The organism is Parageobacillus sp. G301 (assembly GCF_030268025.1).
Lineage (GTDB): Bacteria > Bacillota > Bacilli > Bacillales > Anoxybacillaceae > Parageobacillus_B > Parageobacillus_B toebii.
Genome location: NZ_BSDB01000001.1, coordinates 141,822 through 157,951, shown reverse-complemented (window position 1 = coordinate 157,951; position 16,130 = coordinate 141,822). Strand labels below are relative to the sequence as shown.

Annotated in this window: 13 protein-coding genes; all 13 read right to left on the bottom strand. The window is 43.8% G+C overall.

Annotated features, from left to right (window positions below; genetic code table 11):
* Window positions 1-45: 45 nt before the first annotated feature.
* The 13 genes from QSJ37_RS00790 to QSJ37_RS00730 all read right to left on the bottom strand — a co-directional run bounded on the left by QSJ37_RS00790 (window position 46) and on the right by QSJ37_RS00730 (window position 16,020).
* The gene (locus tag QSJ37_RS00790) at window positions 46-816 is read right to left on the bottom strand and encodes an IclR family transcriptional regulator (RefSeq protein ID WP_285754710.1); all 771 of its coding nucleotides are present in this window, start codon (window positions 814-816) and stop codon (window positions 46-48) included.
* Window positions 817-1,084: 268 nt separating this feature from the next.
* A complete protein-coding gene (locus QSJ37_RS00785; RefSeq protein WP_285752773.1) occupies window positions 1,085-2,293 on the bottom strand; it encodes an NAD(P)-dependent malic enzyme in 1,209 nt (402 codons plus the stop codon).
* A 182-nt stretch (window positions 2,294-2,475) separates the two neighbouring features.
* On the bottom strand, window positions 2,476-4,659 hold the full coding sequence (locus QSJ37_RS00780; RefSeq protein ID WP_285752771.1) for a malate synthase G: 2,184 nt from the start codon (window positions 4,657-4,659) through the stop codon (window positions 2,476-2,478).
* Window positions 4,660-4,773: 114 nt separating this feature from the next.
* Window positions 4,774-6,231 (bottom strand): FAD-binding oxidoreductase, encoded by a 1,458-nt coding sequence (locus QSJ37_RS00775; RefSeq protein ID WP_285754709.1) that lies wholly within the window; start codon window positions 6,229-6,231, stop codon window positions 4,774-4,776.
* A complete protein-coding gene (locus QSJ37_RS00770) occupies window positions 6,231-7,589 on the bottom strand; it encodes a (Fe-S)-binding protein (protein WP_285752769.1) in 1,359 nt (452 codons plus the stop codon). Before QSJ37_RS00770 ends, QSJ37_RS00775 begins: the two co-directional genes overlap by 1 nt.
* A gap of 1 nt (window position 7,590) precedes the next feature.
* The gene (locus tag QSJ37_RS00765; protein WP_285752767.1) at window positions 7,591-8,922 is read right to left on the bottom strand and encodes an FAD-binding oxidoreductase; all 1,332 of its coding nucleotides are present in this window, start codon (window positions 8,920-8,922) and stop codon (window positions 7,591-7,593) included.
* 145 nt (window positions 8,923-9,067) lie between these two features.
* Window positions 9,068-10,000 carry an NAD(P)-dependent oxidoreductase gene (locus QSJ37_RS00760; RefSeq protein ID WP_285752765.1) on the bottom strand — a complete coding sequence of 311 codons (933 nt, stop codon included), beginning with the start codon at window positions 9,998-10,000 and terminating at the stop codon, window positions 9,068-9,070.
* Window positions 10,001-10,037: 37 nt separating this feature from the next.
* Complete coding sequence (gene hyi, locus QSJ37_RS00755) at window positions 10,038-10,820, bottom strand: hydroxypyruvate isomerase (protein WP_285752763.1); 783 nt, start codon at window positions 10,818-10,820, stop codon at window positions 10,038-10,040.
* Window positions 10,821-11,033: 213 nt separating this feature from the next.
* On the bottom strand, window positions 11,034-11,669 hold the full coding sequence (locus tag QSJ37_RS00750; RefSeq protein WP_081189222.1) for a Bax inhibitor-1/YccA family protein: 636 nt from the start codon (window positions 11,667-11,669) through the stop codon (window positions 11,034-11,036).
* A gap of 286 nt (window positions 11,670-11,955) precedes the next feature.
* Window positions 11,956-12,879, bottom strand: a complete 924-nt coding sequence (cysK, locus tag QSJ37_RS00745) for a cysteine synthase A (protein WP_285752757.1) — start codon at window positions 12,877-12,879, stop codon at window positions 11,956-11,958.
* 80 nt (window positions 12,880-12,959) lie between these two features.
* Window positions 12,960-14,366, bottom strand: a complete 1,407-nt coding sequence (locus QSJ37_RS00740; protein WP_285752754.1) for a sensor histidine kinase — start codon at window positions 14,364-14,366, stop codon at window positions 12,960-12,962.
* Entirely contained in the window at window positions 14,367-15,044 is a 678-nt protein-coding gene (locus QSJ37_RS00735) for a response regulator transcription factor (RefSeq protein ID WP_285752752.1), read from the bottom strand. It abuts the gene before it with no gap.
* Complete coding sequence (locus tag QSJ37_RS00730; RefSeq protein ID WP_285752750.1) at window positions 15,013-16,020, bottom strand: YncE family protein; 1,008 nt, start codon at window positions 16,018-16,020, stop codon at window positions 15,013-15,015. The genes QSJ37_RS00735 and QSJ37_RS00730 overlap by 32 nt, the downstream gene beginning before the upstream one ends.
* Between the last annotated feature and the right edge of the window lie 110 nt (window positions 16,021-16,130).

The window sequence follows — 16,130 nt, the reverse complement described above, 5'->3', positions numbered from 1 at the left end:
TATTCACATAAAAAAGCTCGGCAGTTTGCTGCCGAGCAATATGATCTATTTTTGTCTATATCCAAGTCTTTCGGATATTTGACTGCCAATATACCGAACGCGTTCCTGAAGTTTTTCTATTCGTTCGTCTGTCATGCGAATCGTCGGACCAGAAATACTGACGGCGGCGACAACATTTCCAGAATAATCAAAAATAGGAACAGCAATACAGCGAATTCCGTACTCGTTTTCTTCTAAATCAAGCGCATACCCTTTTTGCTTTACTTTCTCTAGTTCTTTTAGAAGCGCATCCCGGTCCGTAATCGTAAAATCCGTATGTTTTGGCAATCCTTTTCGCTCGATGATCTCTAGCACCACATTTAAAGGCAAATGGGCAAGGATGGCTTTTCCAACCCCCGTGCAATGCATCGGCGCCCTTTTTCCTACTTTCGAATGCATGCGCAACGTTTCTGTTCCTTCTAACTTTTCAATATAAATGACTTCTCCTTGGTCGTATACGACAAGATGAATGACTTCGTTCGTTTCTTTTTCTAACTCTCGCAAGTACGGTTTTGCTTCTCGCCGCAAATCGATCGATTCGAGCAATTTGGAACTAATATCTAAAAATTTATAGCCAAGTTTGTACCGTTCCGTTTCCTTATCTTGCTCGATATATCCATATTGAACAAGCGTTGATAAAATACGATACACAGAACTTTTATTAATATCCATTTGTTTAGCAATTTCCGTCACGCCCAATCCATCTTTTTCGGAACTAACGATATCGATAATATGTAATGCCCGGCTTACCGATTTCACTAAATTTTCTCTTTCCATTTTGTTCACCTCTAATAATCCTTCATCCATTGTCATTATACACTTGTTGCCGGGCATTACCCAATAGTGGATCGATCGTAATCAGCAGCATATTTAACATGTTTTATCCGCTCCCGGGCCGTCACAAACGGAGTAGAAGCGTTTTGATTTCAGCGATTTCTCATTCGATCACATCGTCACCGACTGGGCTTCCTGTTAAATTAACATCCCCGGCTTCCATGTCATCTTCTATAACGATGTATATTGCCTTCTACGGAAACCATTTCTTTCAAATGACGTTATCCTGCTCTATTTCAACAGTTTTTCTTGCAACTCCCGTTCTTATCGCCGCACGCGCAACCGCGTCTGCCACCGCATCAACAACGCGCTTATCAAATGGATTAGGGATGACATAATCGCTCGTTAATTCTTCTGGACTGATTAAATTGGCAATGGCATCCGCAGCAGCCAGTTTCATTTCTTCATTAATTTCAGAAGCTCTCACTTGCAACGCCCCTTTAAAAACACCCGGAAAGGCAAGGACGTTATTCACTTGGTTTGGAAGATCCGATCTTCCCGTTGCTACAACTGCAGCACCAGCAGCTTTTGCGTCTTCCGGCATAATTTCCGGAACAGGATTGGCCAGCGCAAAAACAATAGGATTATCGTTCATGGAACGAACCATTTCCGGCGTTAACGCCCCTGCGACAGAAACGCCAATAAATATATCGGCTCCTTTAATGGCCTCTTTTAAAGACCCTTGCACACGGTTTCGATTCGTTACTTTTGCCAGTGATTCTTTTATTGCGTTCATTCCGTGCGGACGATTTTCATAAATAGCCCCTTTTGAATCGCATAAAATGAGATCATCTACTCCCATAGAAAGAAGCAGCTTCGCGACCGCAATTCCGGCAGCACCTGCTCCGTTTACAACCACTTTACAATCGCTTAAACGCTTTTGCACGACCTTCAATGCATTGGTCAATCCGGCGGCGATTACAATCGCTGTTCCATGCTGATCATCATGAAATACTGGTATAGACAGTTCCTGCTTAAGGCGTTCCTCGATCACAAAGCAGTTTGGCGCAGCAATGTCCTCCAAATTAATTCCGCCAAACGTCGGCTCTAGCAATTTTACCGTTTGAATAATTTGTTCCGGATCATTTGTGTTAATACAAAGTGGCACGGCATCAATGCCGGCAAACGCTTTAAATAAGGCGGCTTTCCCTTCCATAACAGGCATAGATGCTTTTGCTCCAATATTTCCTAATCCTAATACCGCAGATCCATCGGAAACAACCGCCACAAAGTTTCCTTTCATCGTATAATCATAAATCGATTCCGGATTTGCATGAATCGCTTTGCATGGTTCCGCCACTCCTGGAGAATAGATGACACTTAAATCATTGACGTTTTCTACCGAAACTTTAACATCCACACGCAACTTTCCTTTTGCTTGTTGATGAACAAATAGCGATTTTTCCCGAAGGTTCCGCATGTTCTCTACCTAGCTACTAACCCCTTCTCGTCCCACTCCTGCCGCCTTATTGCTGCCTTTCGTGCTGCGACATGTGTGTAGTAACTAGGGTTTGCACCTCCTTATTTTTTGAATTTTTAGAATAATTTAATGATATTTATGAACAAGGGCATTCGATGAAAATGCCCTTGTTCAACATATTTTTATTGTTGAACAGCTGCATATTTTGCTTTCGCTTCTAAACGACGGCGATGCAAAATCGGCTCCGTATAACCGTTAGGCTGTTCATAACCTTTAAATATTAAATCGCACGCTGCTTGGAATGCAACCGAGTTGTCATAGTCCGGAGCCATTGGACGATAGTTCGGATCGCCAGCATTTTGTTCGTCAACAACTTTCGCCATCCGTTTTAACGTTTCTAATACTTGTTCTTTCGTGCAAATGCCGTGATGAAGCCAGTTTGCAATATGCTGGCTGGAAATTCGCAATGTCGCGCGGTCTTCCATTAACCCGATATTATTAATATCCGGCACTTTCGAACATCCGATACCTTGATCGATCCAGCGCACCACATAGCCGAGTATGCCTTGGCAGTTGTTATCCAGCTCTTCTTGAATTTCTTCCGGCGTCCATTGTGGATTTACAGCGACTGGGATTTGTAAAATTTCATCACGGTAATCTTTCCGTTCTTTTCGCAATTCATTTTGCACTTCTGCCACATTAACTTGATGATAATGCAGCGCATGAAGCGTCGCGGCTGTCGGCGAAGGCACCCATGCCGTATTCGCGCCTGCTTTTAGCTGTCCGCCTTTTTGCTTCAGCATTTCCGCCATCATATCCGGCATTGCCCACATTCCTTTTCCAATTTGGGCGCGCCCTTGGAAACCAGCAGCTAAGCCGATCGTTACATTCGATTTTTCATAAGCTTGCAGCCATACCGATGTTTTCATGTCATTTTTGCGAATCATCGGGCCTGCTTCCATTGACGTATGGATTTCATCTCCTGTCCGATCTAAAAAGCCTGTGTTAATAAAGATGATGCGATCTCTAACTTGATAAATGCAGTTTTTCAAGTTCAATGTCGTGCGGCGTTCTTCGTCCATGACACCGATTTTAATCGTGTTGCGTTTCAATCCGAGCATATCTTCAACGCGGTCAAATAACTCATTTGCGAACGCAACCTCTTCCGAACCATGCATTTTTGGTTTTACGATATAGATCGAGCCTTTGCGAGAATTTAAGTAACGGGTGTTGCCAAGAAGAGAATGTTTCATAATTAAACTTGTCACGACCGCATCCATAATTCCTTCATATACTTCTTCGCCGTTTGCGTCCAAAATCGTGTTGTTCGTCATTAGATGGCCAACGTTGCGGACGAACATCAGCGAACGGCCCGGCAGCGTAATTTCTTTGCCATCTGTTGTCCGATAAACGCGGTCCGGGTTAAGTGCACGTGTAATCGTTTTTCCGCCTTTCGTAAACGTAGACGTCAAATCCCCTTTGACAAGGCCGAGCAAATTGCGGTATACGAGCACTTTATCTTCTGCATCTACCGCTGCTACCGAGTCTTCACCATCCATAATGGTCGTAACGGCCGCTTCTAAATAAATATCTTTTACCCCTGCTTTATCCGTTTTCCCGACAGGATGGTTGCGGTCGATTTGAATTTCAATGTGAAGACCGTTATTTTTTAACAAGATTGCTGTCGGATTTTCTGGATTTCCTTGGAAGCCAACAAATTTTTCTTCCTCTTTTAGCGTTGTTGTGATCCCGCCTTCAACGGCCGCCACTAGTTTTCCATCCACTATCGTATATTGTACGACATCTTTATGAGAATATTCTTTCAATGGTACTGCTTGATCGAGAAACTCGCGCGCATAGGCAATTACTTTTGCCCCGCGGACCGGATTGTAGGAATCGCCGCGTTCCGCGCCATCTTCTTCACTGATCGCGTCCGTTCCATATAAGGCATCGTAAAGGCTTCCCCAACGGGCGTTTGCCGCATTTAACGCGTAACGCGCGTTCGTAAGCGGAACGACTAATTGCGGACCCGCTTGAACGGCAATTTCCTCGTCTACTCCTTCTGTCGTAATCTCGAAATCATCCACTTCTGGCTCTAAATAACCGATATCCGTTAAAAATGCTTTATATTTTTCCATATCAAAATTGCCGCGATGCTCTTTATGCCATTCATTGATTTTTGCTTGAAGTTCATCGCGCCGCGCAAGAAGCGCTTTGTTTTTCGGCGTTAAATCAACAATAAGCGTTTCAAAGTCTTTCCAAAACTTTTCTTTGTTCACTTCACTTCCCGGAAGTACCTCATCGTTCATAAACTCATAAAATAGTTTTGCTACTTGAAGATTTCCTACTTTTACGTATTCCCCCATTTTTCCTCTCCTCCATATCAAGCTTATTCGTTTCTTATTACGAAACGATGTTCTAAAATTATTTAAAGAAATCATAGCATGGAGCAAAATATATTTCAACAATTTTCACTCATTTTATAACAATTGTTTTTGTTTTTTCTCCCTTTTTACCTCAACGCACCGCCCCGGTGTCGGGAACAGCTTTCCTGCGTTTAATAAGTTTTTCGGATTAAACACGTCGCGAATGTCGGTTTGCGCGAGAATTTCTTCATCGCTAAAAATGAAGCTCATTTCTTCTTTCTTCTCAATGCCAACCCCATGTTCTCCTGTAATCGATCCGCCGACGGCTGCGCATGCTTGCAAGCATTCACTTCCCGCAGCAAGCGCTTTTTCTGTTTCTCCTGGTTTGCTTGCATCAAACAAAACGAGCGGATGAAGATTTCCATCGCCGGCATGGAAGATATTCGCGATGCGCAACCCATACTTTTTGCTGATTTCTTGAATGTTTTTTAACACTTCTGGCAGTTTGCTGCGCGGGATGACTCCGTCTTGCACTAAATAATCTGGAGAAATCGCGCCCATCGCGCCAAATCCCGTTTTCCGGTTCGCCCACCAGCGCGCCCGCTCTTCTTCTGTTTGCGCCACTTTCACTTCCCGGACATTTCGATTTCGGCAAATGCGCAAAATCTCTTCGATTTGTTCGGGAATTCCTGCAGAAATGCCGTCGACTTCAATCAAAAGAAGCGCCTCAATATCTTTCGGATGCCCCACTGGAAAAGCAGCCGCCTCCACTCCTTCGATCGCCGTCTGATCCATCATCTCCAGCGCCGCCGGAACCATTCCCGCAGCGATGATGTCGGAAACGGCTTGACTTGCATCCTCCACGCGGTCAAAATAAGCGAGCACCGTCTGTTTCGCTTCCGGATTCTTTAAAATGCGTACCGTTATTTTTGTGACAATCCCTAACGTCCCTTCCGAACCGGTCAACAATCCTAATAAGTCGTATCCCGGCGGATCAGGAATGCCGTTTTCGCCGATTTCGATAATTTCTCCGTTCGGAAGTACGACTTCGAGCCCTAAAATATGGTTGGTCGTGACGCCATATTTTAGACAATGCGCACCGCCGGCATTTTCAGCAACATTTCCGCCAATCGTGCAACAATATTGACTCGATGGATCTGGAGCATAATAGTACCCTCTGTCGGAAATGGAGTTGGTTAATTTTAAATTAACAAATCCGGGCTCGACAACCGCGCGGCGGTTTTCTAAATCGACGCTAATGAGCCGTTTCATCCGGACTAAGCTAATGATCACTTCCCCGTTTAACGGAATCGCGCCGCCGCTTAAGCCCGTCCCTGCCCCACGGGCAAGAAACGGCAAATCATGCTCATGACAATATTTCACAATGGCAGCGACTTCTTCCGTATTTTTTGGGAACACAACCGCTTTCGGCAAATGGCGGTGAACGGTAAATCCGTCGCAGTCATAGGCAATCAAATCTTCTTTTTTGTACAAAATCGATTTTTCACCGCCGACAATGCGAGCTAACGCTTGAATATGCGGATCATTTGTTTGTATTCCCTTTTTTCTCATCATGTACGTACCTCCTTTCCATCTTCTTTTTGATATGCCCAGTCTAGGAGCTGTACGGTATGAACGACTTTTTGATTTCGGCCGTATTTCAAAACTCCCAACGCCATTTGCAGCATGCATCCAGGATTCCCCATCGTAATAAGTTCCACATCTTCCGGAACGTTTTCCATTTTGCTTTCCAATACAGCGCTTGCCATATCCGGATGGGTAAGATTATAAATTCCCGCGCTTCCGCAGCAGCGGTCGGCGTTTGGCATCGAAACCATTTCCACTCCCGGAATGCTCGATAAAATCGCACGCGGTTCTTGACGAATTCCTTGCCCATGTGCCAAATGACAAGCATCATGGTACGTAATGCGCACATTTAATTCCGCTTTCGGCTTTTCGTACCCCGTATCATACAAATATTTTGAAATATCTTCGACTTTTCTCGAGAACTCTTCCGCTTTTTCCCGCCACACTGGATCGTTGCGGAACAATTCCGGATATTCCTTTAACATAGAGCCACACCCTGCCGCGTTCACGATCACGCGGTCTACATGCTGAAATGCTTCAATATTTTGTTTTGCAAGCTTCCGACCCATCTCGCGGTCTCCTGCATGTACATGAAGAGCGCCGCAGCACGTTTGATTTTGCGGAATGACGACATCGTTTCCATTTCGTGTTAACACGCGAATCGTCGCCTCGTTAATATCGCTAAACATTACATCCATGACGCATCCTATTAAAAGCGCGACCGTATGTTTCGTTTCTCCTTTTGCTTTAATGACATTCACATGTTTATATTTTTTTCGCACCGGCACGCCTGCTTCCGGCAAAATCGCTTCCATCTCCACTAGATGCTTCGGCATGATATGAAGCAGTTTCGTCTTGCGGGCGATCGTCTGCAGTCCGCTTTTTTGATATAGCTTTAACAAACTCCCGAGCAGATGAAGACGGGATGGATGCGGAAACACTCCTTTTAAGAAGAAATTGTTTACAAACGATTTCCATCCTGTCAGCGGAATCGCTTGCCGGATTTGTCCGCGTACTTCTTCAATCAATCCGCCGACATCGACATCGGCAGGGCACGCAGTTGTGCAAGCACGACAATCTAGACACATAAAAATAGGATCAATCAAATCTTCTGTAATCTCTAACTTCCCTTCTGCTACCGATTTCATCAAATGCACGCGTCCGCGCGGCGAATGTTGTTCTTGACCTGTTTGTTCGTATGTCGGGCACGATTCTAAGCACATGCCGCAATGAACGCAGTCAGCCCATTTGCTAGGATCAGGAGGATCGCTAAAACGATAGTTTCCAAGACTAACAGTCGTACATGCCGGTCCGCTTTTTATCTCACTTTCTCGCAAACTCATCTTATATCCCTCCGACAAACCGTTGATTGTTCAATATTCGATTTGGATCGATTTTTCGTTTAATTCCATCGAGCAGGAAAAAATACGATGGCTTTTCTCCCCACACATCAACGCGCTTTCGCAGTGAAAACGGCAAATGCTTCACAATCGCATATCCGCCCAAGCCTGTCGCCGCCATCCGCAGCCGTTCGATCGCTGCAATGATCGACTCGCTTTCTCCTTTCATATACACTTGACATAGTCCATGTCCTAGCCCGCCGTGCGCCTCTATGTGAACATGACAGATCTCTTGCAGTAAGTCGCTTTCACGAATGATATGAATAACATCTAAATTCACGACACCGATTTTCACCGCTGCTTCGATTTCGTTTCCGACTGGCTCATACGGCATCGCCCCATTCGGACCGATCGTATAAAACGTTTGCCAAAACGATTTTGCTTCTTCTTGTGGAAGAATACGGATCGCTGTATTAGGAGGCTGCAGACGCTTTACAAATTCCTCCTGGTAATGAACGGCGCTTTTGACATCTTCAAACGCGATCGCCAACGTATAAGCACGCTGGCCGATGAGCCGTTCCGACAACGACGGACTCAATAACTCGAAACAGACTGGTTCCATCATTGAATCAAGAAATTGAATCGCAAATGAACGGACTTCTTCTAAATTCCCTGATGGAAATGATAGCAATACGAGGCTTTCATATTTCGGAAGCGGGCGAAGTTTCAGCGTTATTTCCGATATCACACCAAGCGTTCCCATTGCACCGATAAACAGCTTGTTCATATCATAGCCCGCCACATTTTTAACGACTTTCCCTCCGGAACGAATCACCGTTCCATCCGGATACACCGTGCGCAAGCCAATGACACTATCGCGCGCGGAACCGTAACCGAGCCGCTTTGGACCGCTGTCGTTCGCTGCAATGACGCCTCCGATCGTCGCATATTGCGGCCACACAGGGTCAATCGCAACTTTTTGGCGGTATTCTGCCAAGTAATCTTGCAGTTTTTGAAACACCGTCCCTGATTTGACCGTCACTGTCATATCCGCAGCGGCATGCTCGACAATGCCGCTATAGTTTGCCAAGGAAAGCAAAATATCCACACATTCAACTTGTCCGCCAAACCCTCGCTTTGTTCCTCCGCCAACAATACAAACTTTTTTTCCATGGCTGTTTGCATAACGTAAAATGGATGAAATTTCCTCTTCTGATTGTGGATATACAGTCACATAGCCGCTGTTGCCGAGCGGATGTGGTTGATATTCCCCCGTCTGTACTTGTTTTTCCGATAGAAACGCTGTTAGATCGTCTTTCCATTCTAATGGCAGCACACTTTGCACCTCCTGCTGTTTCGCAATAACAAACACTGTTTCTTTAAACTTATAAAAAAAATTATATGAGTTTCTGAAGCTGAACCTCTGTACAATAATTTTATTATTATTAAACCATCCATTTTCATATTTTTCAATGAATTTTTCAAATTGATGAATAATTCTGTTTACATTTGTTCTTTTTCACTGTCACATTGCCCCGCTTTTCTAGCGGCTGGATCACTGCAGACATATCCAAATCGGATAATCCTTGTTCCATCGCAATAGCAAACGCCTCTTCCGCAATTTGGCCTAAAAATCGCTTTATCCCAATTGCGTCCATCAGCTGATTAGCTAAACGGACATCTTTATGTACATATTTTACCGCTCCGCCTGGTTCGAACTTGCGCGGTAAAACATATTGCTCCATATGCCTGCGAAGCATGCGGCTGTCTCCGTAGCTCGCTTTCAAAATTCGGTAAAGCTGCTCGGCATCTAGTCCAAGCGCTGTCCCAGCGACCATCGCCTCTGAAGCGGCAACAGAATGCACCGCAACAAGATATTGATTGATTAGTTTTGCCACGCTTCCCGAACCGCTCGAACCTAAATATTCCACCATTTCGCCAAGCACGTTAAGAAGCGGTAATACTCGCTCCCAAGCAGATTTCACTCCACCGACCATAATCGTTAATGTACCTTGTTCCGCTCCTTCTGGCCCGCCGCTTACCGGGGCATCCAGAAAATATATCCCCTTCCCTTCCGCTTCGTTTGCGACCATTCTGCTCGTATCCGGTCCTACTGTCGTAAAATCAAGGCAAATCGTACCAGGCCACGCGCTTTCGATCACACCGCCTTTTTGCAAATAAACATCGATGACATCATCCGGCATCGATAAACATGTGCAAATGACATTCGAACACTGCGCCAGCTCCGCAATTGTGCCGGCTCTTTTTGCACCCAGCTTTACTAACGGTTCTGTTTTTTCGATCGAACGATTGTATACAGTAACTAGATAGTCTGCAGCAAGCAGCCGTTTTACCATTCTCGCTCCCATCACGCCTGTGCCAATAAATCCAACCTTCATTTCCTTCGTCTCCATTGCGGCGATACTTCCCCCTTCTGTTTTTCACTCCAAATCAATGACAAGCGTATAACGTACGCCAATAAAAACTTTGTTCGCTTTTTCCCGATGGAATATATTCAAGACCGATCGTCCCTTTATATCCGCATTTCTCTAAATGCCGAAAAATATATTCATAGCGAATTTCTCCCGTTCCCGGCTCGTGCCGTCCTGGAACGTCAGCAATTTGTACATGTGCAATCCATTCAAAATACGTTTCAAATGTCGCCGCTAAGTTTCCTTGAATTCGCTGCATATGATAAAAATCGTATTGAAGTTTGATGTTTGCCATCCCAATTTCTTTAATCATCGAAACGGCTTCATGAATATTCGCCAAAAAATAATTCGGCATATCAAACGGATTGATCGGTTCAATTAAAAGCGTTAACGAATGGTTCGCCATTTCTTTTGCCGCATCATAAAGATGGCGCATGTACGTTTCTTTCGCCTTTTGCCTGTCTAAATCGTCTGGAAGCACTCCCGCCATACAATGGATATACGGAACGTTCAACTCGGTCGCATACCGAATTCCTTGTTCCACGGAACGCTGAAACTCGGCCGTCCGATCTGGGAAAATTGCGATTCCTCTATCTCCTTTTTCCCAATTTCCTGGCGGCAAATTGATTAACACGAGAGATAATTGGTGCTGATGAAGCTCATCGCGAATGCGTTCGATCGGATATTCGTATGGAAATTGGCATTCCACGAGCGAAAAACCGCACTCTCTCGCCTTTTGAAACCGCTCTAGAAACGGCACTTCTGTAAAAATTGTCGATACGTTAACGGCAAATCGATTCATTCTTTCTTTCCTCCTTTCCAATGAATATTGCTTACAATTCTCGCTCGAAGTGCTATATTCCTGCTTATTTGAACAAACGTTTTATCCATTGAAGCACCTTCTGGAGATTCGGATAACGAACCATACGGTAGTTGGGTTGAGGATGCTTTTATAATGAAAAAGGACTGTTCCCCTGACATGCAGGGAAAACAGTCCTTTTTGTATAAAGCTCGATCAATCTTCATCGCTGGAAAAAAAGCGCAAAATGTAAATAAACAAGTTAATAAAATCAAGATAAATGTTAACAACAATCATTGGAATTTCCGCTTCCGTAAAACCATGGCGGGAAAGGCGGTTGATATCATAAATGGTAAATCCTAGAAAAATGAGAATTCCTAACGCGGAAATCCCCATTTGTCCAACGCTAGAAAATGGGATGAACCATTGGATAATGAGAAGGCCAAGCAGCGCAAATGCGCCTAATGTTAAAAATCCGCCAAGAAACGAAAAATCTTCTTTCGTTTTCGCTGCATAAATCGCTACGCCGGAAAACGAAACAACCGCCAGCGCAAACGCCTTGAGTACCGCTTCAGCGCCAATAACAGCAACGTAGTGCCCGATGAGTGGATATAGCGTAGCGCCAGATACGAGCATAAAGCTGTACATAAGCGGATAGCCGACCGCTTTTTTGCTGCGGGCAAACACCATGACCATTAATAAAATGATCTCAAGTATTGTAAGCGGCAAATACATCCCTATTGGAATCCATTGACCGATGTAAAGACCCCCTGTTGCCACTGCCAATGCTAAAAAAAATGTGGTTGTCAGTTTAGCAATAGGACTAGATGAATACGTTGTTGAATAATTCAATTATACATTCCTCCTTTTTCTACTTAGTTTATCATATTTGACCGTGAGCGGCCATTAGTTAAAACGGCATTTTGCACAAAAATACAAAAAATTCGAAACTATGTTCATTCGTATACGAGGTGGATTTTTCTGTTTGCGTTCAAACGGATTGGCAGTCTTTACGCAAACCGATTCGCATAGACCAGTTCTGTTACGGACCATTGGGATAGTTCATTGCGTGCTTTATGTTTTTTGCAGGAATTGGAAATAACGAGAAAACAAAAGACCCGCCTAAGCGGGCCTTTTGTTACTCCGCAAATAAATCGGATGATAAATAACGCTCTCCCGAATCCGGTGCTATACAAAGGACACGAGCCCCTTTTGGAAGCTGTTTGGCCACCTCAACCGCATAATACGCACTCGCAGCGGCGGAAGCGCCGACGAGAATGCCTTCTTCTGCAGCAAGACGGCGCGCCATCATTTGTGCATCTTCATCTTTAATTAGGAAAATATCATCATAAATATTGCGGTTTAAAATTTTCGGAATAAAACCCGGACCTGTACCTGGGATTTTGTGCGGCCCTGGCTTTCCTCCAGATAATACAGGAGAGCCATACGGTTCCACTACGTAAATTCGTAAGTGAGGAATTTGTTTTTTTAGTTCTTCTCCTGTCCCTGTCACCGTTCCGCCAGTACCGGCTGTTAACACAAATGCATCAAGTTTGCCGCCAAATGCTTCAAAAATTTCCCGTGCCGTGCTATGACGATGCGCATCTGGATTCGCCGGATTTTCAAACTGCATCGGGATGAAGCTGTCTGGGATTTGCGCGGCAAGCTGGTTCGCTTTATCAATCGCTCCTTGCATCCGTTTTTCCGCCGGCGTTAAATGTACTTCCGCCCCGTACGCTTTTAAAATTTTTACCCGCTCTACCGTCGCATTATCCGGCATCGTGATAATGCATCGATAGCCGCGGGCCGCACAAACCATCGCCAAACCGATTCCGGTATTGCCTGAAGTCGGTTCGATAATGGTGCTTTTCCCCGGCACAATCTTTCCTTCTTGCTCCGCGCGCCGAATCATTTCAAACGCTGCCCGGTCTTTCACGCTTCCCCCGGGGTTAAACGATTCTAGTTTCATATACACATCCGCGCCATTTGGATCAGGAATTCGGTTTAATTTGACAATCGGCGTGTTGCCGATTAAGTCTAAAATAGAGTTGTATAGCTTCATCGTAAATCCCCAACCTTTATTAAATATTAAAATTATCCTTATCTGATTATAGGGTTTTTTTGATTCTCTTTCAATGATTGCTACTCCACGTATATCGGAAGCTGAATTACCACTTCCATTCCTTTTCCTTCTTCGCTGAAAAATGATATCGTGCCATTATGAAGGGAAATAATTTGTTTGACAATCGCCAAACCTAATCCCGTACCGCCTTCTTTCCTTGTACGTGCCTGATCAACGCGGTAAAAGCGCTGTCCAAGAAGCGGCAGCTTTTCTTTTGGAACTCCTTTTCCCGAATCACGAATGATCAGTTGACAACTCGCATCGCTAACTTTTTTCAGTCGTATATGGATCTTTCCCGCGGCTGGGGTATAACGAACAGCATTATCTAAAAGGTTTTGCACCACTTGTTCAAGCCGGTCGGCATCTCCTTCCAAAATAATATCGTGATCTAATTCCATATTAAGTGTAATTTGTTTTTTTTGTAAAAACGGTTCGTATTTTGCGACCGTATCTTCGATCACTTGCGCAAATACAAGCGGTGTTTTTTGCAGCGGTACACTATTTCCTTCTAATCGCGCCAAATCAAGCAAGTCACGAACAAGCCGCTCCATTCGGTCTGCTTCACGGTGAATGAGTTGAACATATTTTCTTTCCTCTTCTTCTGTCTTCACCAGCCCTTGTAATATCGCTTCGCTATATCCTTTCACATAGCTTAACGGCGTCCGCAATTCGTGAGAAACATTCGCTAAAAATTCGCGTTTTCGCATATCTTCTTCAGCAATTGCTTTTGCCATCACATTAAACGCTTTGGCAAGCCTGCCAACTTCGTCGTTCGCCCGAACCGGAATTTGCGCCCGATAATCTCCTTGCGACATATGATATGCTACTTTTTCCATTTCTTTTAACGGATCTGTGATATGACGAGCCATTCGCTTTCCGGCAAGAAGAAGGACAAACACAAATAAGGTGGCAAGAGGAAGCCAAATGACAGCGACATCTTTTGTCAATTCTTTAATGCTCGCGAGCGGAATATAAAGATAAAGCGCTCCTTGTAACCGATGCTCATCTAAAAGCGGTACAATCACCCCCATAATTTTGCGGTGAAATCGCTTTTCATAACCGATTTTCGTGACTGTATCACCGCGCAATAATTTGGATCGATCATCGCCGTTAATTAATGATTCATATTCAACTCCAAACGGCAAACAGGCACTTAATTCACGAGGATTATTAACTAAAAGTACTTCCGCCGTTGATTTTTCATTATACCATTCGACTTGTTTGCGGAACGCATCGGTAATCGGACCGCCCCTATAATCAGCTGCTAGCAGTTTTCCTTCTTCCATTAACGTCTGCTCTACTTTATCGACATACAATTTTTGATAAAAATAATTTAACAAAAAATAAGAAAATGAAACCGTCAAAAGAACTCCAATGCTAATCATTAACCAAATTTTTTGCCCTAACGTCATCGACTTCGGCTGCATTCACAACACCTCAAATTTATATCCGATTCCCCAAACGGTTTGAATAAAATCACTCGCCTGCTTTAGCTTCATGCGCAATGTTTTAATATGCGTATCGACCGTTCTTGCATTTCCTGTATAATCATACCCCCATACTTTTGCGAGCAGCTCTTCACGGCGAAACACTTGTCCATGATGTTTTGCCAAAAATAAAAGTAAATCAAATTCTTTTAACGTAAGCACAACCGGATCTCCACCCACCGTTACTTTTCTCCCTCTTTCATCAATTGCGAGCGGCCCGAACGACAGATTTTCGTTCTTTTGTTTGTTATGGTATGCACGGCGCATAATCGCTTCGATGCGGGCAATAAGCTCACCGGGACTAAACGGTTTCACAATATAATCATCACCGCCAAGCTTCAATCCTTTCACTTTATCCCATTCATCTCCCCTTGCCGTTAAAAATAAAATAGGAACATCGGATTGTTCGCGAATGCGGGCGCATAACGTAAATCCATCCATTTTTGGCATCATTACATCAATTAAAATCACATCCACCTTATTGTTTTTAAGAATTTGTAACGCCTCTTCTCCATTCTCCGCCTCTAAATAAGAAAAGTTAGCATTTTCTAAATACATCCCGACTAAAAATCGCATATCTTCTTCATCATCCACGATTAAGACCGTTTTCTTTTCCACCGTTATTCCCCTTTCGAATGAGTAATTGAAATGGACCTTTCCCTGTTTTCCATCGAGCGATTATCTTCATCGTACGCTGGTCAACGACATAGATTTCATTGCTATCATAGCTAGCGATATATAGCCTTTCATTTGCTCCAATCATGATAAAAGGATTCGCTCCTATCGTGACAGATGCCTTCAAATTTCCGGAATCATCCCATTTCCGTAATATGTTAGAACCATGACTTAATGCAAATATTCCTTCGTTTGTTTCAACAAAACTCACTGGCATCGATGGCGCTTTCATCAGTTTTATTAACGCCCCCGTTTTTATAGAATAAATACGGATGTTTGTTTCCACTGTACTACCGCTTCCGTGTCCCCCGATCCATAATTCCTGCCGACCATCACGAAGCAAGCCGCCAAACGCAAACTTTGGAACAGAAAACGTACGGATAACACGTTGTTTGCCGACATCAACGGCATACGCTTTTGTATTATGGAAATCAATCACATATATAGTTGTGCCTGCTTTATTTTGTAATAAAGTTAGCGGCTTATTCCCTACTTCAATTTTTGCTTTTTCTTTTCCTTTTAGATCAAATACCCGAAGTGCTTTTTGCCGTTCGTCTGCCAAAAAGACTTTATTTCCTTTATTAGACACAAGCGCGCCAACAATTCCTTTTCCTGTTTTCCATTCGCTTTTTTCCTCCCCTGTCCTCATATCGTATAAATAAACACGATCCATCTCATTACCATATAATAACATCGTTCTGTCGTCTGGAAGCAATACAGCGCCTTTTATCCGTTTCCGCAATTTCCATTCCGCGACTTTCCTTCCTGTTTGAATATCAAAAAATGTCACACTTTCATCATTCACATTTACGCTTATTAACACTTCCATCTGCTTTGGAACGACAGGTAACGTTTCTTGTTCACATCCATGAATGAATAATATTCCTAACACTGCTAGCAATACACATATCGCTCTCATTGCCGCCCTCCATTTGTCCTTTTGTTGATAAGTTGATTATAAACAAATATGTTGAAAAATTTGTGAAAAATTGTTTGCATTTATTCATCAAATAAAAAATGTTATGGTAA

What these genes read in the sequence shown, in the direction of transcription:
- QSJ37_RS00790 (WP_285754710.1), bottom strand. Translation starts at nt 816, where the DNA reads ATGGAAAGAGAAAATTTAGTGAAATCGGTAAGCCGGGCATTACATATT.
- QSJ37_RS00785 (WP_285752773.1), bottom strand. Translation starts at nt 2,293, where the DNA reads ATGCGGAACCTTCGGGAAAAATCGCTATTTGTTCATCAACAAGCAAAA.
- QSJ37_RS00780 (WP_285752771.1), bottom strand. Translation starts at nt 4,659, where the DNA reads ATGGGGGAATACGTAAAAGTAGGAAATCTTCAAGTAGCAAAACTATTT.
- QSJ37_RS00775 (WP_285754709.1), bottom strand. Translation starts at nt 6,231, where the DNA reads ATGAGAAAAAAGGGAATACAAACAAATGATCCGCATATTCAAGCGTTA.
- QSJ37_RS00770 (WP_285752769.1), bottom strand. Translation starts at nt 7,589, where the DNA reads ATGAGTTTGCGAGAAAGTGAGATAAAAAGCGGACCGGCATGTACGACT.
- QSJ37_RS00760 (WP_285752765.1), bottom strand. Translation starts at nt 10,000, where the DNA reads ATGGAGACGAAGGAAATGAAGGTTGGATTTATTGGCACAGGCGTGATG.
- hyi (WP_285752763.1), bottom strand. Translation starts at nt 10,820, where the DNA reads ATGAATCGATTTGCCGTTAACGTATCGACAATTTTTACAGAAGTGCCG.
- cysK (WP_285752757.1), bottom strand. Translation starts at nt 12,879, where the DNA reads ATGAAGCTATACAACTCTATTTTAGACTTAATCGGCAACACGCCGATT.
- QSJ37_RS00740 (WP_285752754.1), bottom strand. Translation starts at nt 14,366, where the DNA reads ATGCAGCCGAAGTCGATGACGTTAGGGCAAAAAATTTGGTTAATGATT.
- QSJ37_RS00730 (WP_285752750.1), bottom strand. Translation starts at nt 16,020, where the DNA reads ATGAGAGCGATATGTGTATTGCTAGCAGTGTTAGGAATATTATTCATT.